Origin of the sequence: Sphingobium sp. 22B, from assembly GCF_001580035.1 — a bacterium.
GTDB classification, from domain to species: Bacteria; Pseudomonadota; Alphaproteobacteria; order Sphingomonadales; family Sphingomonadaceae; genus Sphingobium; species Sphingobium fuliginis.
The window spans coordinates 139,959-162,325 of sequence record NZ_LTAB01000007.1; the positions used below are offsets into that span (position 1 = coordinate 139,959).

The 22,367-nt window shown below is 64.6% G+C and carries 18 protein-coding genes; 9 read left to right on the forward strand and 9 right to left on the reverse strand.

Annotation, left to right across the window (positions count from 1 at the left end):
• Positions 1 to 498 precede the first annotated feature (498 nt).
• Both A0J57_RS09050 and A0J57_RS09055 read left to right on the forward strand, forming a co-directional pair.
• On the forward strand, positions 499 to 1,401 hold the full coding sequence (locus A0J57_RS09050; protein WP_158298516.1) for an ABC transporter substrate-binding protein: 903 nt from the start codon (positions 499 to 501) through the stop codon (positions 1,399 to 1,401).
• Between the two features lie 39 nt (positions 1,402 to 1,440).
• Complete coding sequence (locus A0J57_RS09055; RefSeq protein ID WP_235600826.1) at positions 1,441 to 2,307, forward strand: LysR substrate-binding domain-containing protein; 867 nt, start codon at positions 1,441 to 1,443, stop codon at positions 2,305 to 2,307.
• A gap of 215 nt (positions 2,308 to 2,522) precedes the next feature.
• On the opposite strand, the gene A0J57_RS09060 is transcribed toward A0J57_RS09055, so the two are convergent.
• On the reverse strand, positions 2,523 to 3,869 hold the full coding sequence (locus A0J57_RS09060; RefSeq protein WP_061935182.1) for an LLM class flavin-dependent oxidoreductase: 1,347 nt from the start codon (positions 3,867 to 3,869) through the stop codon (positions 2,523 to 2,525).
• A 234-nt stretch (positions 3,870 to 4,103) separates the two neighbouring features.
• On the opposite strand from A0J57_RS09060, the gene A0J57_RS09065 reads away from it, so the two are divergent.
• Positions 4,104 to 5,264, forward strand: coding sequence for a thiolase family protein (locus tag A0J57_RS09065; protein WP_061935184.1), 1,161 nt, complete (start codon positions 4,104 to 4,106; stop codon positions 5,262 to 5,264).
• A gap of 166 nt (positions 5,265 to 5,430) precedes the next feature.
• Positions 5,431 to 6,387: an alpha/beta fold hydrolase gene (locus tag A0J57_RS09070; RefSeq protein WP_061935246.1), complete on the forward strand. Its 957-nt coding sequence runs from the start codon at positions 5,431 to 5,433 to the stop codon at positions 6,385 to 6,387.
• A 21-nt stretch (positions 6,388 to 6,408) separates the two neighbouring features.
• Here the strand turns inward: A0J57_RS09070 and A0J57_RS09075 are convergent, their stop codons facing one another.
• Genes A0J57_RS09075 through A0J57_RS09085 form a run of 3 tightly spaced genes read right to left on the reverse strand, consistent with a single transcriptional unit; the run spans position 6,409 to position 10,021 of the window.
• Complete coding sequence (locus A0J57_RS09075) at positions 6,409 to 6,993, reverse strand: TetR/AcrR family transcriptional regulator (RefSeq protein ID WP_061935187.1); 585 nt, start codon at positions 6,991 to 6,993, stop codon at positions 6,409 to 6,411.
• Entirely contained in the window at positions 6,994 to 8,397 is a 1,404-nt protein-coding gene (locus tag A0J57_RS09080) for an efflux transporter outer membrane subunit (RefSeq protein ID WP_064232660.1), read from the reverse strand.
• A gap of 13 nt (positions 8,398 to 8,410) precedes the next feature.
• Entirely contained in the window at positions 8,411 to 10,021 is a 1,611-nt protein-coding gene (locus A0J57_RS09085) for a DHA2 family efflux MFS transporter permease subunit (RefSeq protein WP_061935189.1), read from the reverse strand.
• A gap of 101 nt (positions 10,022 to 10,122) precedes the next feature.
• On the opposite strand from A0J57_RS09085, the gene A0J57_RS09090 reads away from it, so the two are divergent.
• The gene (locus A0J57_RS09090) at positions 10,123 to 11,292 is read left to right on the forward strand and encodes an HlyD family secretion protein (protein ID WP_101756468.1); all 1,170 of its coding nucleotides are present in this window, start codon (positions 10,123 to 10,125) and stop codon (positions 11,290 to 11,292) included.
• Between the two features lie 223 nt (positions 11,293 to 11,515).
• Here the strand turns inward: A0J57_RS09090 and A0J57_RS09095 are convergent, their stop codons facing one another.
• Positions 11,516 to 12,841, reverse strand: a complete 1,326-nt coding sequence (locus A0J57_RS09095; RefSeq protein ID WP_076605748.1) for a 4Fe-4S binding protein — start codon at positions 12,839 to 12,841, stop codon at positions 11,516 to 11,518.
• 300 nt (positions 12,842 to 13,141) lie between these two features.
• On the opposite strand from A0J57_RS09095, the gene A0J57_RS09100 reads away from it, so the two are divergent.
• The 3 genes from A0J57_RS09100 (at position 13,142) to A0J57_RS09110 (ending at position 15,940) form a co-directional block, all read left to right on the forward strand.
• Positions 13,142 to 14,185: an aldo/keto reductase gene (locus A0J57_RS09100; RefSeq protein WP_061935193.1), complete on the forward strand. Its 1,044-nt coding sequence runs from the start codon at positions 13,142 to 13,144 to the stop codon at positions 14,183 to 14,185.
• Between the two features lie 87 nt (positions 14,186 to 14,272).
• A complete protein-coding gene (locus A0J57_RS09105) occupies positions 14,273 to 15,259 on the forward strand; it encodes an alpha/beta fold hydrolase (RefSeq protein WP_201030929.1) in 987 nt (328 codons plus the stop codon).
• 102 nt (positions 15,260 to 15,361) lie between these two features.
• Positions 15,362 to 15,940, forward strand: coding sequence for a gamma carbonic anhydrase family protein (locus A0J57_RS09110; RefSeq protein ID WP_201030930.1), 579 nt, complete (start codon positions 15,362 to 15,364; stop codon positions 15,938 to 15,940).
• A 48-nt stretch (positions 15,941 to 15,988) separates the two neighbouring features.
• On the opposite strand, the gene A0J57_RS09115 is transcribed toward A0J57_RS09110, so the two are convergent.
• The 4 genes from A0J57_RS09115 to A0J57_RS26335 form a co-directional block, all read right to left on the reverse strand.
• Entirely contained in the window at positions 15,989 to 17,227 is a 1,239-nt protein-coding gene (locus tag A0J57_RS09115; protein WP_061935197.1) for a CaiB/BaiF CoA-transferase family protein, read from the reverse strand.
• Positions 17,228 to 17,230: 3 nt separating this feature from the next.
• Complete coding sequence (locus tag A0J57_RS09120; protein WP_061935199.1) at positions 17,231 to 18,010, reverse strand: enoyl-CoA hydratase/isomerase family protein; 780 nt, start codon at positions 18,008 to 18,010, stop codon at positions 17,231 to 17,233.
• A gap of 340 nt (positions 18,011 to 18,350) precedes the next feature.
• Positions 18,351 to 19,586: a TetR/AcrR family transcriptional regulator gene (locus A0J57_RS09125; protein ID WP_061935201.1), complete on the reverse strand. Its 1,236-nt coding sequence runs from the start codon at positions 19,584 to 19,586 to the stop codon at positions 18,351 to 18,353.
• A 218-nt stretch (positions 19,587 to 19,804) separates the two neighbouring features.
• On the reverse strand, positions 19,805 to 19,942 hold the full coding sequence (locus A0J57_RS26335) for a hypothetical protein (RefSeq protein ID WP_158298517.1): 138 nt from the start codon (positions 19,940 to 19,942) through the stop codon (positions 19,805 to 19,807).
• A 264-nt stretch (positions 19,943 to 20,206) separates the two neighbouring features.
• Here A0J57_RS26335 and A0J57_RS09130 point away from each other — a divergent pair, with 264 nt between their 5' ends.
• The gene (locus A0J57_RS09130) at positions 20,207 to 22,267 is read left to right on the forward strand and encodes a 3-hydroxyacyl-CoA dehydrogenase NAD-binding domain-containing protein (RefSeq protein WP_235600827.1); all 2,061 of its coding nucleotides are present in this window, start codon (positions 20,207 to 20,209) and stop codon (positions 22,265 to 22,267) included.
• The last annotated feature ends 100 nt before the right edge of the window (positions 22,268 to 22,367 follow it).

A 22,367-nucleotide genomic window follows, 5' to 3' on the forward strand; every position in this document is an offset into this window, starting at 1 on the left:
GCAAAGGAGCGCCGTGCCCGCCAGTAAATTGCGTGTGTTCCGCGCTCTGTGTCCAGTCGATTCCATCATTCTTCCCCCACATGTCCGAATAATAATTCTGCCCGTCGCTATCGAAGAGAGGCGATGCCGGTGAGAATTGCAGAATAAGAAAGCTCAATTCCGCGTGGCCCGTTGGCACAGGATTGGCGCGGATTTTAGCGATCAATTCTCATGGGGTGGATTAGGCGCGCAAATCATCGTTTATATTGAAAATCCTGATCTATAGTTTAATTTATCTCATAGCCTCCCAGACATGCTGAGCATCGCTCATGCGCCGCCCAAATCTTGTTCAATTGCGGCTGTTTGCGCCCATGTTTAGGCAGCAGGACTCCATACAGGGCCAGGTGGGACGATCCGAAGCGTCGCAGGCCGAACGAGGAGTCGAATGTGCCGGGCGCGATTTTTGAACGAGCAGCATCGTGGCGGCTTTCGGCGGCGCTTATGCTCTCATGCCTCGCCATGGTCCCCCTTTCGGGCTGCGGCCGGGCGGATGGGGATCAACAGATCCTGCGCGTCGCGGGTCAGCGCGGGGGCACCCGGGCGATGATGACGGCGGCAGGCGAACTCGACCACCTGCCATATAAGGTGGAGTGGTCGGAGTTTCCCAGCGCCCCTCCGCAGATCGAGGCGATTTCCGCGGGCGCCGTGGACGTCGGCGCTGCCAGCGCCAATGCCTTCCTGTTCGCCTATGGCAGCAACCCGGAACTCAGGGCCGTGCAGGCGCTGAGCGGCGGGGACAATCAGCAAGTGGCGGCCGTCGTCGTGCCCAACGGATCTTCGATACGGACGGGCAGGGACTTGCGGGGGAAGAGGATCGGCACGACCCGCGGAACGGCGGGTCATTCCGTCCTGCTCCAGGCGCTGGAACAGGCCGGCCTCAAGCCCGAAGACGTCAAGATCAGCTTCCTGACGCCCAGCGAGGGTCTTACCGCGTTCCGCAACGGCGATCTCGATGCGCTGGCGATCTGGATTCCCTATCTGGCGATGGCGGTACTCCACCAGAAGGCGCGGGTGCTGACCTATGCGAACACGGGCAATACAGCCTATATGTTCCAGATTTCGACCAAAAGTTCGTTGAAGGCGAAGCGCGACCTTATCGCTGATTTCACGCGCCGTTATGGCAGGGCGCAATCATGGGCCAACAAGCATTCCAGGGAATGGGCGCAGATACTCGTTCGGGAAACCAATGTGCCGCCGGACGTCGCGGCCTATACGGCGGAACGCCTGCGCTGGACGCCGGTGCCGATTGACGACAAGGTCATCGAAACGCAAAAGATAACGGTGCGGCGATTCCATATCACAGGCCGGAACGGGCAGGGCATCGACCTGGCCGCAGGCTTCGACGCCGTGGAGTCCCGTTGACGGAGCCGGCCGCCATTCGCCTTGCCGGCCCTTGCGGAGGTGTCGAATTTGCTCAGGAACCTGCCCATCGATCTGGTTCGCAGCTTCACGGTGATTGTCGATTCCGGCTCGATGCAGAAGGCGAGCGAGCGTGTTCCCGTGACGGCGTCGGCTCTCAGCCTCCAGATGAAGCGGCTGGAAGACCTGCTGCAACTGTCCCTTTTCCATCGGGACGCCCGCGGCCTGACGCTCACGGCTGAGGGAAGCGAGTTTCTCCGCCATGCGCGCGCGGTGTTGGAGGCCAATGATCAGGCCGTCGTCGCCATCGGCGGGGAGGCGTTGCTCGGCCCCGTGAGACTGGGCTTCGTCCAGGATTTCGCGGACGCTTTCCTGGGCGGCGTCCTCAGCAGGATCGCCGGGGAGCATGGTGACGTCGACCTGGAAGTACGGTCGGGCAAATCCATGGAACTGCTGGCCCAGCTTGCAAGCAACGAGCTGGATGTGGTGTTCTGCATGGGGCAGGAGGGGGACGCGGGTTCCCTTGGCGTGGCGCCGATGCTGTGGCTTGGAAATCCGGCCCTTCTGGCTCAGGATGTCATCCCATTGGCGTTGCTCAATGCGCCATGCCGTTTCCGGGAGGCCGCGCTCACTGCGCTCCAGGCGGCGGAGCGGCCCTATCATATCCTCATGCAGACGGAGGATCTGTCGGTGCTCAAGCTCGCCGTCGCGCGGGGAATGGCCTTGACGACCAGAACGGCCCTCTTCGCCGGCAACGACCTGCCGATCATCGCCGGAGCGCTGCCGCAACTCCCGAACGTCTCGTACATCATGCGCCGTCGCCGGACCGTGCACGGCGGCGTCGAGCGGCTGGCGAACACGATCGGCCAGATCATCACCGACAGCGGCGTGGGCGGCCGCGCCGCTTGAAGCCATGTGCAGGGGATCGTGATCGGTCGCCGGTCAAGAGACCGCTCCACCCGCTTTGAAGAGCTGCACCCAACATCAGGATCGACGGAACATGCTCCCGTAAGGAGCATGTTCCAAAAGCATGCGTTGTCCGGCGGATTTCGATCTGATTGGATCCGATCGCCGTTCCAGACCTTTCTTGGCCAGCGATCGGTTCCTGTCGCTTGGAAATCGCTCTAGGCCGCGGAGGCGCGTTCCGGATCGACCTGTTCGACCGTGTACCGGTTCGCGGGAACCGGCAGGCCGAGGCGGTCGCGGAACAGCGAACCCTCATATTCCGTCCTGAACAGGCCGCGCTTCTGAAGGACCGGTACGACCGTCTCCACGAAGACCTTCAACTGGCCGGGCAGGGCCTGGCCCAGCATGAACCCGTCGACCGCTCCGTCGGTGAGCCATTCCTCCATCTTGTCCGCCACGGCTTCCGGCGTGCCGTCGAAGCTGTCGAGAGGACGCCCGAACCGAAGCGCGGTTTCCCGCAGCGTCAGATTCTCCTCCTGGACCGCCTTTATCACCTCCAGGACATTGCCCATGCTGCTGTTCAGCCATTCCTCCTTCACCGCCGGGAAAGGCGCGTCCAGAGGATGTTGCGAGAAGTCGTAGTCGTTGAACGACTGTCCGAGCGACGAGAGCGCATTCTCGATCGAGTTGTAGGAATTGCGTTCCTCATTGAGGCGGCGCACTTCATCCTCCGTCGCGCCCACGAGGGTCGAGATGCCGGCGAAGACGAACAGCTTGTCGGGGTCCCGGCCCGCTGCCCTGGCGCGTGCCCGCAGGTCGGCGCGGTAGGCGATGGATTTCTCCTTGCTGCGCGGCAGGCTGAATATCGCGTCGGCATGGCTGGCTGCAAAGGCGCGGCCGTCGTCCGACGTGCCGGCCTGGAAGATCACGGGATGCCCCTGCGGCGTGCGGTCCAGGTTCAGCGGCCCGCGAACCTTGAAGAACTCACCGACATGATTGAGCTCATGCAGGGCCCCGGGCTTCAGGAAGACGCCATTGGCCTTGTCCCCGACGAGCGCCCCGGGCTCATAACTGTCCCAAAGCCCCTTTGCGACGGCTACATATTCCGCGGCCAGCCGGTAGCGGTCGGCATGGTCGATATGATGGTCACGGCCGAAATTGGCGGCCGTCCCGTCCAGCCAGGATGTCACCACGTTCCAGCCGGCACGCCCCTTGCTCAGCTTGTCGAGCGAGGCAAGCTGCCGGGCAAGGTTGAACGGCTCGGTATAGCTGACCGTGAACGTCCCGACGAGGCCGATGTCCCGCGTCACGGTGGCGAGTGCCGACAGGATCGTGGCCGGTTCGAAACGGCTGAGATAATGGGGCATCGACTTGGCGTCGATCTGCAGGCTGTCAGCGACGAAGACGAAGTCGAACTTGCCCTTCTCCGCAAGTTGCGCCTGCTCCACATAGAGGTCGATATTCGTGCTGCCGTCGATCACCGCGTCGGGGTGGCGCCAACTGTTCCAGCCCCGCCCCACGCCATGCAGAATGAACCCGAGCTTCATGCCGTCCGCCAATGCCATGCCATGTCTCCTCTGGCCGGAACATGGCTTCATCTCCGCCCCTTTTCGACCGAGCTTTTGTCGGGATGGTCTTGAGGATCGCTCATGATCCGGGTCTTTGGTCCGGTTGGAGGCGCTTGTGGAAACAATGCAAGCCCATGGCCATGCCATCCTTGCCATTGTAATATTATGAACATAATATTATGAGGGTGACGCGCCTTGGATCATGACGGCGCGCAGAGAGGAGAACATATCATGTCACGAGTCGTCATAGCGGGCTTTGCGAGGACCCCGTTCACTTTCGCCCGGAAAGGCGCGCTTGCCGGGGTGCGGCCCGACGATCTGGCGGCGCTCGCCATCTCTGCGCTGGTCGAGCGGACCGGGCTGGACCCCCGGCTGATCGAGGACGTGCTGCTTGGCTGCGCCTATCCCGAGGCGGCCCAGGGCAACAATGTGGCGCGGGTCGCATCGGTCCTCGCCGGCTTGCCGGTCGAACTGGGCGGGGCGACGGTGAACCGGTTCTGCGGATCTTCGATGTACGCCATTCACATCGCCGCCGGGCAGATCGGCATCGGCGCGGGTCAGGCATTCATTTGCGGCGGGGTCGAGAGCATGTCGATGGTGCCGCAGGGCGGGGCCAATCCCTCGCCCAATCCGCGTCTGGAACGGCACGGCCTGCCGGATGGGGAGGGCTTTCCCGATGCCTATATCCCGATGGGCGAGACCGCGGAGAATGTTGCCCGCCGCTACGGGATTTCGCGTGAACGGCAGGAGGAACTGGCCTTCCAGTCGCAGCAGAAGGCCGCCGCCGCCCAGGCGGGCGGGCGCCTGAAGGACGAGATCGTGCCGGTGAGTCTGCCGGACGGCCTTGTGGTCGAGACGGACGGGTGCCTCCGCCCCGCCACCACGCTGGAAGGGCTTGCGGCCCTGAAGCCCGCATTTCGCGAGGACGGCACCGTGACCGCCGGGACCGCCTCTCCGCTCACCGACGGAGCGGTGGCGACGCTCGTCACTTCGGAGGATTTCGCGCGGCAGCATGGCCTGGAACCCATCGCAGTCATCCGGTCCGTGGCCGTAGCGGGGGTCGAGCCGGAATATATGGGGATGGGGCCGGTTCCCGCGACGCGCAAGGCGCTGGAGCGCGCAGGCCTCAGCATCTCCGACATCGATGTGGTCGAGATCAACGAGGCTTTCGGGAGCCAGGCGGTCGCGTGTCTCGACGAACTCGGCATTGCCCGCGAACGGGTGAACATCGATGGCGGCGGCATCTCCATCGGGCATCCCCTTGGCGCCACGGGCGCGCGCATCACTGCGAAGGCGGGGCAGATCATGCGGCGCGAAGGCGGCCGCTACGCGCTCGCGACCCAGTGCATCGGCGGCGGTCAGGGGATCGCCACCATATTGGAACGTGTCTGAGGATGGACATGGCCGGGCGGCGGCGGAAAAGCTTTCCCCGCCGCCCGCGCGCCAGGACATCGGCCAATCTCCGGTTGCCAATCTCCGGTTGAATGTCCCCTCTATTCAAATTACGAGCATAATATAATCAGCGCGCAGGAGTCGGCGCCGCAAAGGGAGTATGTCGATGATCGATCCGAAAATCAGGCAGCACAGCGTCAGGGCCAATGGGATAGACATTCATGTGGCTGAGGCGGGGCAGGGGCGGCCGGTCATCTTCTGCCATGGTTTTCCGGAGAGCTGGTATTCGTGGCGGCACCAGCTCGTCGACCTGGCCGATGCCGGCTATCGGGCGATCGCGCCGGACATGCGCGGCTATGGACGGACTTCGGCGCCGGACGATGTCGCGGATTATTCCATCTTCCATCTGGTCGGTGACATGGTGGGGCTGCTGGATGCGCTCGAAATCGAAAGCGCGACGATCATCGGGCATGACTGGGGCGCGCCGGTCGCCTGGAATACGGCGCTGCTCCGTCCGGATCGCTTTCATGCGGTGGGCGCGTTGAGCGTCCCGTTCATGCCGCGCGGCCCGATGAGCGGGGTGGAGGCCGCCCGCCGCGCCGGCCGCACCGGCTTTTACCAGCTCTATTTCCAGGAACCCGGCCGGGCCGACGCGGAATTGGCGGCAGATCCGGAAACCAGCATGCGCCGGTTCCTCTGGACGCTTTCCGGCGGACCGGAGCAGCCCTGGGGCGGCGTCATAGGCGCGGAAGGCACCATCGAATCGCTTTGGGAACCGACCGGGGACATGCCATGGCTCACGGCCGATGACCTCCATTTCTATACGGAGGCGTTCAAGGCCTCCGGCTTTACCGGACCGCTGAACTGGTACCGCAACATCGACCGCAACTGGGCCCTGATGTCCCCGTTCCAGGGCGCCATCGTCCAGCAGCCCGCCCTTTTCGTCATCGGTGAGAAGGATGGCGTGTACAACATGTATCGCGGACTTATCGAATCTCTTTCGAACACCCTTCCGAACCTGCGCAAGACGGTGGTCATCCCCGGCATCGGTCATTGGGCACAGCAGGAGGCGCCCGCAACGGTCAGCGAAAGCATCCTGTCCTTCCTCAGGGAGATCGCTTGAGGCGATTGGAGAGGCGGGCGATCAGTCGAGGTCGAGGCGGTCCTTCAAAAGCTGCCTCGACGACCGCAGGATCTCCTTGCCCGCCTCCTCATCAGCCACTGCCCGCGCCAGGGACATGGCGCCGACCATCTCACCCAGCACGGATGCAGCGAGACGGGCGGGCTGGGGCCTGCCCAATGCTTCGAAGGCGCGGGTCATTTCCCGAAGGAAATTCTCGATCCCGGCGCTGAACCGCGTCCGGGCATCCGCCGGCATTCTCGGCGCCTCGCTGGCGAGGGCGGGAAGGGGACAGCCGCGCTGAGGCGCATCCTTCGTGCCTTCCGACAGATAGACGTCGATGAGAAGGGAAAGGCCCTTTGCAATATCCCGGCGGCTCAGACACTTTTCGCGCAGGCCAAGGCTGTCCCTGAACATGCGATCGACGGTTTCGGCTACAAGATCGTCGCGCGTCCTGAAGTGATTGTAGAAGCCGCCATGGGTGAGCCCCGCCCTCTGCATGAGGTCGGCGACGCTGATGCCCTGGCAACCCTGCTGCCGCATCACCGCCGCCGCCTCGTCCAAGATTCTCGCATGGCTTTTCTGCTTCTGTAGGACCTTCCTGCCCATTCAGCTATCCTCCTTCCACCCGCCGCCCAGGGCGCGAATGGCCGCGACGCTGGCGCGGGCATTGCCCGCCTGCACGTCTGCGAGCGCATCGGACGCGCTGAGCAGGGCCCTGTCCGCGTCCAGCACGTCGATCAGCGAGATCGCTCCGCCCGCATAGGCGTTGCGCGCCTGGTCCCGCGCCTTGGCGAGGGCCGCCACCTGCTTCTCCCGGGCCGCCGCTTCCTTGCGGCCCTCGACAAGCTGCGCCAGCGCGCTTTCGACCTCCTCCGTTGCGCGCAGGACGGAGCCGCGATAACGGGCAAGCGCCTCGGCCTCGCTTCCGCGCGCCCGCGCGACATCGGCGTCGACCCGGCCGAAGTCGAAAAGCCGCCAGCGTAGCCCGGCCGACCCGATCGCCTGCACGCCGTCGGAGGTGAACAGATTGCCGGTTCCGACGCTCGCAAAGCCCAGCAGTCCGGACAGGGAGAGCTTGGGATAATATTCCGACAGCGCCTGCCCGATCCGGGCATTGGCCGCTTCCAGACGCCGTTCGGCTGCGACCACATCGGGCCGTCGCCGCATCAACTGCGCCGGTTCCGAACTGCCTGCCGGATCGGGGGCGATGGGAATGGCGGCAGCCGTCGACAGGCCGGCCGGATCGGTACCGGCCTGGTACCCCGTCAGCACGTCGATCCGGTTGAGCTGCCCGGCGATGCCGGCGCGCAGGGGTGCGAGCGCCGCCCGAAGCCCTTCCAGTTCGCCCGCGACACGATTGACTTCGCGATCGGACACCAGGTCCTGGGCCAGCCGCTGCCGCACCAGCCCGAAAAGCTGACTCTCGGTCTCCACCTGCTGCTGCGCGATGGCGAGCCTCGCCTGCAAGCCCCGCAATTGCAGATAGGCGTCCACCACTTCGGCCGCGATGCTGAGGCGCACGGCTCCGGCGTCTGCCGCGGCGCCATGGAAATCGGCCCTTGCGGCTTCCCGTCCCCTCCGCAGGCCGCCGAAAAGGTCGATCTCCCAATATGCCCGTGCGCCCAGTTGATAAAGCGAATAGTCGCGCGGCTGGCCGAACCTCTCCCTTATCGTGCCGATCGGGGAGAGCAGCGATTGCCGGTTGCGGTCGAAGCTTCCGTCCAGCCCCGCCGAGGGGAGCAGGGCGGCCCCCTCCCGGCTGGCGACGGCCCGCGCCTGATCAAGGCGCGCGGCGGCCGCCGCGATCTCCAGATTCTGCGACAGCGCCGTTTCGACCAACCGGTTCAGAAGCGGGTCGTTGAAGCGCATCCACCATCTGTCGTCCGCCGCCGGGGCGACCGGACCCATTTTGAACGATGGCGTCAGCGCGACTTCCGGGCGCCGATAGTCCGGGCCAACGGTGCAGCCGCCCAGAATGCCGGCCGCGACGAGTATCGATATGGTCCTCAAAAAATACTCTCCTCTAATGGGCGGCGGCGTTTGCAGGCGGGCGGGAGGCGTTTCGCGGCGGTCGGCAGAACGGGACGAGCAGCAGGGCGATCAGGAAAACCCAGGACATCAGCCGAAAGACATCGTCAAAGGCGATCGTCAGCGCCTCCCGACCGACGATCCTGCCGAAATAGCCCTGCGCCAGCATCACCGCCTCCAGCGGGTCAGTCGTGAACGCCCGCATCCGCGCCGTCAGTTGCAGGATCGCGTCGGTACTCGCGGCCGGATTTCCTCCCATCGCCTCGCCCAGGCGGAGCGTGGCGATGCGGGCATGGTCCTGCAACTGCGTGTTGACGACGGCAATGCCGACCGCCCCGCCCAGATTCCGCAACAGATTGACGAGACCGGAGGCGAAGGGAAGTTCTTCCGGCGTGACCCCGCCCAGCGCCATGTTCATCGCCGGGACCAGGCATAGCAGCATGGACAGGCCGCGCAGCCCCTGGGGCAAGGCCAGATCCCAGAATCCCCACTGGCTCGTCATCTCCGATGTCATGCGAAGGCTCGTCGCGAACAACAGAATTCCCGCGGCGATCATCAGCCTCGGATCGATTTTCTGGGACAGGCGGGCCGCCACCATCGTCCCCAATATTTGCGCCAGACCCACCACGAAGACCGTCGTTCCGATCTGAAGACTGTCATAGCCGCGCACCCGGCCGAGATAGACCGGCATCAGATAGATGGAGGAATAGGAACCGAAGCCGATGACGAAGCTGAAGATGCAGGAGAAGGCGAAGATCGGCCGGCGGAAAGGAGAGAGGCGGACGATGGGATTGGCGGAGAAGGCCGACCGGTGGAAAAACAGCATCGCGGCGACGAGCGCGAACCAGCCCGCCAGCCTGACCCCGCTGTCACCGAACCAATCCTTCCGCGGCCCTTCTTCGAGCACGAATTGCAGGCCGCCGAGCATGATCGCCATCGCCGCGAAATGGCTCCAGTCGATCCGCTTGAGCATGGCGACGTCGGCGCGATCCACCCGGATGATCGCGGCGGCCAGGATCGTGACGACGGTGCCCGGCAGGATGTTGATGAAGAAAAGCCACCGCCAGTCGAGCGCCTGCGTCACCAGGCCGCCCGCCGTCGGTCCCAGGGTGGGCGCGATGACACCGACGCCGCCGAGGATCGCGGGGATCAGCGTGAGCTGCTTGCCCGTGAAGATCGTGAAGCCGGTTGCGAAGGCGAGCGGCACCATCGCGCCGCCGGTAAATCCCTGAAGCGCCCTGAACGCCACCATCGATTCGATGTTCCAGGACAGCCCGCACAACAGGCTCGACAGCGTGAACAGGCCTGCGGAGCAGGTGAAGAGCCACCGGGTGGAGATCGCGCGCGTCAGATAGCCTGACAGGGGGATCATCACGATTTCAGCCATCAGATAGGATGTCTGGACCCAGCTGATCTCATCCGGACCGGCGGCAAGCCCTGCCTGCACATCGTTCAGGGACGCGGCGACGATCTGAATGTCGAACAGCGCCATGAACAGGCCGGTGGCCATGACCCAGAAGATCATGAACTTTCTCGATGTCGGCATTTCGGCCGGATTGTCCGACCAGTCCTGCCCGAATGCCTGCAAATCCCTGATCAAGGGCATGATCGCTGCTGTCCCGCTTGACGGATGATGGCCGCCATATATATTATGATCATAATATGATCAAGCGCCGGTCACGTTCGGCCGCCAACAAAGGGACATATATGGACGCACAGGATCTGGCTGAGCGGCCGCGCGACAGGAGTGAGGATATAGGGCTGTCGCCTTCCGCGGCCGCGCCGTCCGCGCCCGAACCCGCGCCGAAGCGTCAATTCGGGCGCAGCGCGCGCGCCGGTGCGGTGGCGGCGGTCGTGCTGGCGGCCGGCGGAGCCTATTGGATTGCGTCTCCTCCCACCAAGGAAAGCACCGACAATGCCTATACGGCGGCCGACGCGACGAGCGTCGCGCCGCGAGTCCGCGGGCTGGTTGCGCAGGTGCTGGTCCATGACAATCAGGCGGTTCGTGCCGGCGCGCCCCTGGTGCGCATCGATGCGGAGGAATTCGACGCCAAGGTGGCGAGCGCGCGGGCCAATCTTGCCGATGCGGAGGCGGACGTCGCCTCGGCCCGCGCCGCGCTTCGCAGCCTGGATGCCGATGAAGCGCTGGCGCGGGCCAGCATGGCCGCCGCCCGGACGGATATTCGTTCGGCATCGGCCCAGGCCCAGCAGGCCGCGGCGGACCGGCGCCGCTATGAAGCGCTTGCCGACAGCGGGTCGGTATCCCGGCATGATGCGGAAGTCTATCGGACCGCGGCGGTGACGGCCGAACAGGGGGCCGCACGCGCCCAGGCCCTGCTGGCGGTGTCGGGCAGTGAAGCCAGTGTGACCTCGGCACGGCGACCCGTGCTTCTGGCGGCGTTGCAGAAGGCCGAAGCGAAAAGGCTTCAGGCGCGGGCGGGTCTCGACCTTGCCCTTCAGGATCAAAGGCACGCTCTCATCGTCGCGCCCATAGAGGGTGTGGTGGGGAACCGCCGCGTGCGCGTGGGAGACTATGTGGAAGCGGGAACGCGGCTCCTGAACGTCGTGCCGTTGCAAGCCATCTATGTCACCGCGAACTTCAAGGAAACGCAGGTGCGCTACATGCGCGTCGGCCAGCGGGCGAAGGTCCATGTCGATGCGCTGGGCCAGACGCTGGCGGGCCGTGTGGAGAGCCTGGCACCGGGCTCCGGGTCCACCTTCTCATTGTTGCCCTTCGAACCCGGCACTGGCAACTTCACCAAGATCGTCCAGCGCATACCCGTCCGCATCAGCCTCGATCCGGGGCAAAAGGGCCTTGCGGATCTGCGGCCCGGCCTCTCCGTGACCGCCACGGTGCGCTTCGATGCAGACAGGTAGCGCATCATTCGCCGGATAATGGGTTTCATTGTCCGATTGAGCAGGTAGCAGGCACGTGGGAAGCCGGTTCATGCTCCATGAGAGCATGAACCGGCTTCCCACGTGCCGCCTCGAGCGCGCTGCCTTGATCGGATGCAGGCCGCACGCTCCCACTTCTGTCGTCGCATCGTTCAGGCGGAAAGCCGCCATTTGCAGCTCGTCATCTTCTGAATGTCGGTTGGCCCTAGAAGGGGAAGCAGGCGAGATAGGCGTCCAGCTGGCTGCGCTCTCCCTCCAGGCGGATGGAGCCTTCCTCGAAAAGGTCGTCCAGCTCGCACAGCATGTTGAGATAGTCGTACCACCGTTCCAGCTTGACCCAGACCTTGAAGTCGGCCTCCTCGATATGGCCGCGATCGCTGATGTCGAGCTGCTTGCCGGCGATGCGGACCGTGACGAGATGCGGTTTTGCATCCTCGAAGGTCCAATGGCTGGTGAGGTTGAGTTTCCGCGCCGCCCCGCGCTGGAAGCTGAGCCGCAGCGCGAAGAGATGGCCCATCAGGCTGGTCGTGATGCGGCCGGCCCGGACATGCTTGATCGTCTTGTGCGGGAATTTGCGCGGCGCGCTTTCGTCGGCATCCGTGCCCTTGACGACATAGAGCACCTCTTCCTTGTCCAGAAGAGGCTTCACCACGTCTTCGACATAGGTCTTGCGATCCCGAAGGAAGGGGGAAATGACTTCCTCCCCGGCCGGACAGACCGAAATGCAATAGGCGGCCTTATATTGCGGCTTGAAGGACAGCGACTGCCAGAGCAACTGGTTCTCGCTCGGCGGAATGCGCTTGCGATAGTCGGCCTTGTCCTTGGCCTCGACGACATTTTCGACCCAGTTCAGGAAATTGCCGGTAAAGTCGTGATAATTATGGGTGTAGCAGGTCATGGCGTCGAACGCGCCGTCCGCCTTGATGGCGCCCACCGGGCAGGCGGCGACGCACAGCTTGCAGCCCAGGCAAGGATTATAGTCGACCGGCTGGTCATATTCGTCGACCTCCACGCCCAGAAGGACCGTCCCCAGCAGGACGAAGCTGCCGAACTTCGGATGGATCACGCTGCGATGCACGCCCATATGCCCCAGTCCCGCCTCGACGGCCACGGGCTTGTGCTGCACCATCATGATCTTCGGCTGGTCCAGCTCCATCGGGAAGGCGGCGATGGCGTTGCAGGCCGGAATGCCGCGGCGCGTGAGTTCGCGCACGATCTCGCGGCATGCTTCGTTCACATGGTCGTAGGTGGCATGGAATTCTTCGTTCGCGACCGATCGCGTCTGCGAACGCACCGGCCACTCGTTCATCCGGCAGACGATCGCCAGAAGCGTCTTCGTCTTGGCATAGACCTTCTGGATATAGGGGATTTGCGGGGCCAGCGACGGGCGGCTGAGTTCCACAAGGCCGACATCCGCGGCGCCGCATTCCAGCGCGATCTCTTTCAGAAGGGCCGCGGACACCTTTTCGACGGTCTCGACTCCCTCCTGCTCGCGCAGGGCACGCACGGTAGGATGATCCTCGAACGCCATGGCTCCACCTCTCATAATATTACAGATATAATCTAATGGCTATCTCCGTTCCTCGATGATTGCAAGAGCGCAACCGCATTTGCATGCCGGTTATCGGCTTTCCCTGCCTTAAAAAGCTTGAATGGCGCGCGAATTGCGCTGGCATAAGATTTCAAGTGCAATATAAAGGCCGGCCTTGGAGGCGACGGCTTGCGCGTGTCGCGCATAGGCCGGCGGCTGGAGCATGGCGGAGCGCGAACCGCACCGGGCCTTGCGGCAGTGCCCGCGATTCTCGTTTCTGCGTGAAAGGAACAGCTACCGATGCGATACAGGATACTCGGCCGGACGGGCCTCCGCGTCTCTCAACTGGCGCTCGGCACCGGCAATTTCGGGACCGGCTGGGGGCATGGCGCCGACGAAGCGACCTCGGCGGCCATCTACCGCGCCTATCGCGAGGCGGGCGGCAATCTGGTGGACACGGCGAACAGCTATCAGGGCGGCCAGTCGGAACAGATCGTCGGCAGGCTCATCCGCGAGGATCGCGACGACGTCGTCCTGGCGACGAAATTCTCCCTGCCTCATTCCCGCACCGCCGGGCTTCAGGACAGCGGAAACAGCCGCCGGGCGCTGTTCCAGTCGGTGGAGAGGAGCCTTCGCGCTCTGGCCACGGATCGTCTCGACATCCTCTGGGTCCACTATCCGGACGGGGTGACGCCGATCGAGGAACTGGTCCGCGGCCTGGACGATCTCGTGCGCTCGGGCAAGGTGCTGTATGTCGGTTTCTCCAACTTTCCGGCCTGGCGGGTCTCCGCCGCGGCCATGCTCGCGGAATTGCGCGGCTGGGCGCCGGTCGCGGCGGTCCAGTTCGAATATAGCCTGGTGGAGCGGACCTCCGAGCGGGAACTGCTGCCCGCCGCCCGCGCCTTCGGCTGGGGCGCTTTCGGCTGGTCGCCGCTCGGCGGCGGCCTTCTGACCGGCAAATATCGCGCCGGGGAAGAGGGGCGCCTGCAAAAGCTGGGCGCCGTCATCCAGCGCGAGGACGATGCCAGGAAGACCGCGATCCTCGACAGCCTGCTGGACATGGCGCGCGATCTCTCTGCGCCCGCTGCACAAGTCGCGCTCTCCTGGGTGCTCGGCCGCGATCCGCTCATCCCGATCATCGGTCCCCGCACCAGTCAGCAACTGGCCGACCATCTGGGGGCGCTCGACGTCTCCCTGTCGCATGAGCAGCGCGCGCGTCTGGATGAGGCCAGCGCCATTCCGCTCGGTTTCCCGCACGATATGAATGCGGGCGAGGGCGTGCGCGGATCGCTCACCAGCGGAAGGCTCGCCAGCATCGACTTCCCGGCGGGCGCGGTGCGATAGGCTGGCCTGAAACACAATATCGCCGGCCGATCACGGGAGGGTGAAGGCCGGCCCCGGCCGCGATCCGGATTGTCCAGGAGAGAGAAGTTGAGTCAGGGATTGAAGCATGGCTTCGTTCATACGAACGGCATCCGGATGCACTATGTCGAGCAGGGCGAGGGGCCCCTGGTCCTTCTTCTCCACGGTTGGCCGGAAAGCTGCCATTCATGGCGCCATCAGATGCCGGCGCTGGCGGCGGCGGGCTATCGCGTCGTCGCGCCGGATCAGCGGGGCTATGGCCATAGCGATGCGCCGACCGAGGTGGGAAGCTACAACATCCTCAATCTCACCGGCGACCTTGTCGGTCTGGTCGATGCGCTTGGGGAGAAGGAAGCCTGTCTGATCGGCCATGACTGGGGCGCGACGCTGACCGCCGTTGCGGCCTTGCTGCGGCCTGACCTGTTCCGCCTGATCGGACTTCTGAGCGTGCCCTACCGTCCCCGGCGCAAGGTTCGCCCGGCGGCGCGCTTCCACCTGGCGACGCAGGAAAAGCATTTCTATCAGGATTATTTCCAGCAGCCCGGCCGTGTCGAGCGGGAGTTGGAAGAAGACATAAGGCGCGCCCTGCTCGGCATCTACTATACAGCCTCTGCCGAAGGCGTCGAGAAGCGGCCGGATGCCAGCTTCGTCACATTCGACAAATCCATGAGGATGGTCGACAATCTCGCCATACCCGACACGCTGCCGGACTGGCTGACCGAAGCCGATCTCGATGTCTTCGTGGAGCAGTTCAGGCATTCGGGCTTTCATGGCCCAACGAACTGGTACCGCAATCTCGACCATAATTGGCAGATCACGCCCTTTCTCGATGGCGCGAAGATCGGGCAGCCGACGCTTTTCCTGGCAGGAGAACGTGATGGCGTGCTTCAAATGGCCGCCGAAGAGTTGGAGGCCCTTGCCCATAATGTGCCGAACCTGTGGAGAAAGCATCTGATTCCCGGCGCCGGCCACTGGGCGCAACAGGAACGTCCGCAGGAAACGAATGAGGTGCTGATCGAATTCCTGTCGGCGCATAAGCCGGGAAAGCCCGGCTGACCGACGCCGGGCCAAGGTCGTGGCGGACTCAAATAATATCGACTTTATGAAATTATATCGATAATATTCCGCGAGATCGCAGCAATGTCGCGGGAGAGGGAAGTGGACGCAGACTCAAGGATCGATGTGACGGCGGCAGCCTATGTGGCGCCGTCGGCGCAGCTCTATGGACAGGTGTTCGTGGGCGAGGGCAGCAGCATTTGGCATAATGTCGTGGCCCGTTCGGAACATCAGCAGATCCGGATAGGGCGGTTCAGCAATATTCAGGATTTCACGATGATCCATGTCGGGTCGCGCCAGCCGACGATCGTGGGCGATTATTGCTCGATCACGCATCGCGTCACGCTCCACGGCTGCGAAGTGCAGGACTATTGTCTTATCGGCATCGGCGCCACGATCATGGACGGTTGCGTGATCGGTCGGGGGTCCATTGTGGCGGGCCACAGCTTTCTGCCGGAAGGAACGGAAATCCCGCCCCATTCCATCGTCATGGGATCGCCAGCCCAGGTCGTGAAGCAGCGCGACGCATCGGTCCAGAATCTGGTGAACGCGCTTCTCTATCACCGGAACGCGGTTGCGTTCGCGCAGGGAAACCATCGCGCCTGGGTGGGGATCACGCCCGAAGCGATGAAAGGGGAGGCGATGGCGCTGGCCCGCACGCTCGGCCTCATCGCCGGCTGAGCGGCCGCCGGCGCCATCGGCTCCTGCGGGACGGAAGGAGGCGGCGGCTCAGGCCGCCTGCCCGTTCGCCGCTTTTGCCTGCGGGGATGCGACCAGCGCACCGCTCGCTTCCAGCGCCAGGATCTCCGCCTCGTTAAGACCGGCTTCCCGGCATATCTCCCGATTGTCCTCGCCCTGGAAGGCCGGGCGGCCCAACGGAGCCAGTTCGTGGCGGGAAAAGCGCCACGGCCGCCCCGGCAGGCGGTAAGTGCCGCCATGGCGGTCCGGCACTTCCTGGGTGGCGCCCCAATAATCCGCCCATTCGGTCTCGATCAGCTCGCGCATGGAGCGCAGTTCGCCCAGCGCGACCTTCCCTTCGTCAAGCTGCGCGTCGAGCGCCGCCATGTCCGGGAAAGTGAAGATCCAGTCCTGAACGATGTCGTATAGTTCCTTGAGGTTCGCCTGTCTGGCGGCGGCCGTCGAAAACCGGGGATCGTCCTCCAGATCGGGCCGGCGCATCGCGTGCACATACCAGGGGAAGGTCGCTGATCCCACCAGGCTCGCGGCGACGGTGAACGTCTCTCCATCGGGACCGACGAAAAAGGGCGTATCGGTCGCCCCCAGGATCGCGGGTTCGGCGCCCAGGTCGAAGCCGTTGAGGTCGACATGGGCCTTTTCATTGATCGAAAGCAGGGTCGCCGCCATGGAGACGTCGATATGTTGGCCCTCGCCCGTCTCCGACCGGCGATGGAGCGCGGCGAGGATCGCGATCACCGCCTGCATTCCGGCATAGACGTCGGCATGGCTCAGGCTGTCGCTTCGGGGTTCAGAGAGGCGGCTGCCATAATGGCCGACGCTGTGCGAGGTCAGTCCGGCTTCGGCATGCACCGCCGGCGCATAGGCCATTCGTCCGCGCCACGGCCCTTCCTGGCCGTAGCCGGTGATCGAGGCGTAGATCAATTTGGGGTTGCGCGCCGCGAGCCGCTCATAATCGAGGCCGAAGAAGCCCAGCGTGCCGGCCCTGAAATTCTCCACGACGATGTCGGCATCGTCGCACAGCCGGAGTACGAGTTCGGTCGCCCCCGGCACGTTGAGGTCGATGCTGATGTTGCGCTTGCCGGCATTTTGCTGGGCATAATAGCCGGACATGCCCGGCGCCTGCGGATAAGCGAGGCGGGACACGTCGGGCCGGGGCGGTTCGATCTTGATCACCGTGGCGCCGAGGTCGAGCAGGGTGCGGCCGCAAAGGGGGCCTGCAAGCACCCGCGCGAAGTCCACCACCTTGATGCCTTGCAAGGGACCGCTCATCGATCAGCGCCCCGCGAACTTGGCGGCGCCGGGGCCGGAGGCGCGAAAGGCTGCAATGCCGGTCTTCAGATCCTCCGATTCCCATATGTCCTTCTGCAGGTCCGCCATCGCGGCGTCGGCGGCGGCGACGCCCTCGTCCACCGTCAGCTGGACCAGCTTCTTGGTCGCGGCATGGGCCTTTGTCGGGCCGTGCGCCAGCTCCTCCGCCACCATGAACGCCGTGCGGTCCAGCCGGTCGTCCGCGACGACGAGGTTGATGAGGTTCCACCGCTCCAGCGTCGCCGCGTCGTAGCGGCGGGCGAGCATCGATATTTCCTTGGCCCTGAGCGCGCCGACGCGCTGCACCTGGCGCTGGACGCCGCCCATCAGCGGATGCAGCCCCAGCGACGCTTCCACCGCGCCGATCTTGGCCGAAGCCCCGGCCACGATATAGTCGCACATGAGCGCCAGTTCGAAGCCGCCGCCGACGCAGACGCCATGGACCGCCGCCACGATCGGCAAGGGAAAGGCCTCCCATTTCGCCATGAAGCCCGTGAGGTCCGGTATGGCGTCGGCATTGCCGCTTGCAAGGCGTTCCTCGAACATGCCCAGATCCGCGCCCGCGGAGAAATGGCGCAGCGAACTGCGCAGGATGAGCGCGCCCGTCCTTTCCCGGTCGATCGAGTCGAGCGCTTGCGACAGTCCCGCGATCAGTTCGAACCCGATCAGATTATGCGGCTTGAACTGCATGGTCAGCAGGGCCACGCGGCCAATCTGCTCGATCGCTACGCACTCGGAACTCATACACCCTCTCCTCTTGTGGGGATGGAGCGTGTAGCAAGACCATCGATGAGTCAACATAAAGTGCACTTTTTATAAAAACATTGATCATGAGGTAGAAAGTGAACTATTATGGCGAGGCTTCACTTATCGCTTCAGCCAGGGAGGCGTCGTCATCGCACGGGGAGGACATGGGCACGGCATTCCGGCGGCAGGGCGCGCCTTGCGGGAATATGCCAGGCCTTATCGGCCCAGGCAGCGGATGCGGCGGCTGGCCTCCCGCGCGGAAATAGTCTCCTGCTCGGGAGAAGCGATCCTGTGGAAGATTAAAGGCCTCCACGACAGGGCAAGAGCCGACTGGCGTTCAGTTGTCGGCCAGTGGCGTCGGTCCAGCCATGCCGCAATAAAGGATCGACGAGTAGAGATTGACGGCTTCCTCGATTCGGACGCGCCGGCTGACCTTCCTCAATTCGAAGGCGGCGTTGAGGAAACACATGATATATTGTCCGGCAATCAGCGGATCGACGGGCCTGATGCTGCCGTCCGCCATGCCGTCGATCACCATGCCGGCGAAGCGGCGGGCGACCTTGCTGGAACGGTCCACGGCCTCCTGCATCAGTTCCGGGGGCAATGCCGCAAGCGCGGTCGAGCGCAACAGGGGGGTGCCGTCGCCAAGCTGAAGCGAGATCAGGCTGCCGAAGGCGTTGGCGAGTCGCCCCAGAAAGGGTGCGGGCCGCAGCAGCGCGCCATTCTGCGCATGGCCGATCACGTCCAGGCTGCGCCGGTAACAGGCAAGGACCAGATCGTCCTTCGCATCGATATGGTGATAGAAACTGCCCTTCGTGACCTTCAGCGCCGCGGCGATCCGGTCCACCGACGCGCCGCGATAGCCGCGTTCGTTCATGAGCATGGTGGCCGCGCCCAGGAAGCGGTCCCGCTGGGATGCGTCTTCATCGAAGCCGGAGAAAACGCCCGGATCGGGCGCGGCCGCATCCGGCGAAATGCCGTACAGCAGCAGGTCGATGAGGCTGTCGGCCACGCGGTCATATTCCTCGACCGCATAGCGTTCGAGCCATCGCGGCAGATCATGCACGGTTTCCAGCAGGATATGGCTGCGCATGATCTCCGCCAATTTGCCGGGTACCGTGTCCGGCATGTCGAAAAAGCCACGCGCCACCCGGAAGACGGCAAGATAGCGGCGGATGAGCCGCGCACGCGAAAGATCGTCCATCGCCCGCATCTCGTTGAGCAGGGCAAGGGTGCGGGGGCGTTCGTGGCCGTCTCTCCGCAATTCCGCGAAGGCCGACCGGATCAGCCGGGAAATGCGCGATGCCAGATCGGGCTGCTTCGCGGCTTCGAGCAACTGGTCTTCCAGCGCGTCCAGCGACCGGTCGTAGCAGGCCTCCGCCAGCATCTCCTTCCGCTTGAAATAATAGGTGACGCCGGTGCCGCCGATTCCGATCTCCTCCGCCACCGCGCCCAGCGAAAGCCCCTTCAACCCGCGTTCGTTGATCATGCGCGCGCCGACTTCCAGAATATGGTTGCGCCGGGCGGCGAAGCGCTCGGTCGATGCCGGAGAATCGTTCAGGGCGGCTGTCATGCGGCGCACCCTAGGTGAAACTGCCCGCCCCGTCATCCGGAGAAAAATGAAGCTCCCTCGGCAAAGCCTCTTGAATTCGAAACTACGGTATGTAATATTCTGACCATAATATTATGACGGGATGGGGATATGGAGTTCGCATTCAGCGATCGACAGGCGGACCATGCCGGCGGGGTGCGCTCCATGATGGCGGCGCAGCTTTGTCGCTGTCCACCGGGTCATGACAGGAAAATCGGAAGCAGCGGGAAGCGGCGGGTTCTGGCCTGCCGGTGAAGCGTGGAAAATGGTTCGGGGCGGCTGATCCGGCTGATTGCGGCAATCGCTGCGACCCGGATGGCTTCGTCCTTGCCGTCCAATGCGGTTCCAGTTTCCGCCAAATGTCATGCGCTGGAGAGATGGGATGTGTTCAGGAAAGCTTGGGGACATTCGGTTGCTGATCGGCCTGATGCGGAACATGGCCGCCGGTCGACATGGCAAGGTTCGGGTAAGGATGAAGCAGCCTTCGGTCGCATTTTCTGAGGGTTAAGTATGGTGGGGAGCGGTGGCATGCACGGGTGTCGGCCTGAAGATGACGGGGCCTGCCATGTCGGGGGACGGCGCTCCTTTTCGACGGCTGCCTGATGGGCGCCGATCTTCTGGATGCTGGAGAGATGATGATAGAAGTCCGCGATCATGACGGCGTTCTGGAACTGGCGATCGACAATCCGCCGGTGAATGCGCTGGGCGCGCAGGTCCGCCGGGAATTGCTGTCGGCGATAGAACAGGCAGACGCCGATCCGACGATCCGCGCGGTGGTGATCCGTGGCGCGGGCAGCCTGTTTTCGGGCGGCGCCGACATCAGGGAGTTCGGTCAGGCGCCGGTGGAACCGATGCTGCCGGCGCTGGTGGAGCGCATCGAACGGGCAGGCAAACCGGTCGTGGCCGCGATTGCGGGGACGTGCCTGGGCGGCGGGCTGGAGGTTGCGCTGGCCTGCCATTACCGGATCGCCGCGCGGTCGGTCCGGCTGGGCCTGCCGGAGGTCAAGCTGGGCCTGCTTCCCGGCGCGGGCGGCACCCAGCGTCTGCCGCGGCTGACCGGGGCGGAGGCGGCGCTTGAGATGATCGTTTCGGGCACGCCGGTCGATGCCGCGCGGGCTGCCGGGATCGGGCTGGTGGATCGCCTGACCGATGACGATCGGCTGGCGCAGGAGGCGCTGGACTGGGCCCGGACGCTGGATGCGCCCTGTCGCACCGGCGAGCGGACGGTTGCCGCGGAACCCGGCCTGTTCGAGCGCTTCGCGGAGGAACGGAAGCGCGCGCTGGCAGGAAGGGATGCGCCCCGCGCCTGCATCGAAGCGGTCGAGGCCGCGACGCGATTGCCGCTGGCCGAAGGGCTGGCGCAGGAGCAGGCCCTGTTCGCCCGTCTGGTGGAAGGCGACCAGTCCAGGGCCCTGCGCCATGTCTTCTTCGCTGAACGGCTGGCCGCGAAGATCGAGGGAGTGCCCGCCGATCTGGCCCACCGCCCCATTCGCAGCGTCGGCGTCATCGGTGCGGGGACCATGGGCGGCGGGATCGCCATGAACTTCCTGTCCACCGGCATTCCCGTGATCATGGTCGACATGACTCAGGAGGCGCTGGAGCGCGGCACGGCGATCATCCGCGGAAATTACGAGGCGAGCGTCCGGAAAGGCAGGATTTCTGCCGCCGATGCGCAGGCGGCGATGGGCCGCCTGTCGCCCACGCTCGATTTCGCGGCCCTGTGGGAATGCGACCTGCTGATCGAGGCGGTCTATGAGGACATGGCGATCAAGACCGGGATATTCGCCCGGCTCGACAGCATTGCCAAACCGGGCGCGATATTGGCGTCCAACACATCCTATCTGTCCATCGACGAGATCGCGGCGGCGACGTCGCGGCCGCAGGACGTGCTGGGTCTGCACTTCTTTTCGCCCGCCAACGTCATGCGGCTGGTGGAGGTGGTTCGCGGCCGGCTGACCGCGCCCGATGCGCTTGCCACCGCCATGGGCCTGGCCCGGAAGATCGGCAAGGTGCCGGTGGTCGCGGGCGTCTGCTACGGCTTCATCGGCAACCGCATGCTGATGCCGCGCCAGCTGCAGGCCGAGGCGCTGCTGCTGGAGGGCGCCTCGCCCGAGCAGATCGACCGGGTGCATACCGGTTTCGGCATGCCCATGGGGCCGTTCCAGATGGGGGACCTGGCGGGTCTGGACATTGGCTGGCACCGCGATCCGTCCCGGATCGAATCGATCCGCGATGCGCTGTGCGCGGCGGACCGGTGGGGGCAGAAGAAGCTGGCGGGCTTCTACGACTATGACGAGAAGCGCCGGCCGACCCCTTCCGCCGTCACGGCCGACATCGTCGACCGGTTCCGCCGCGAAGCGGGCGTCCAGCAACGGGCCGTCGGCGAGGAGGAGATTGTGGCGCGCACCCTCTATGTCATGGTCAACGAAGCCGCGCGCATATTGGAGGAGGGCATAGCCCAGCGCGCGTCGGACATCGATCTGGTCTGGGTCCATGGCTATGGCTGGCCCCCCACCAGAGGCGGTCCGGTCTATTGGGCCGACCGGATCGGGCTGGACCGGATCGTGCAAGGCCTGCGCAGCTATATGGCGCAGGACCCGGACTTCGTGCTTTCCCCCCTGCTCGCGGCGCGCGCCGCCGAGGGGAGGCCGCTTTCCGAATAGCATTCTCAACCCCCTGCCGCGCCCGGTGGCGGCAGGATTGTCCACATCATCTGAAGGATCGCCTGACCGGACAAGTGAGAGGCCGGCTGCGTAATCGAGG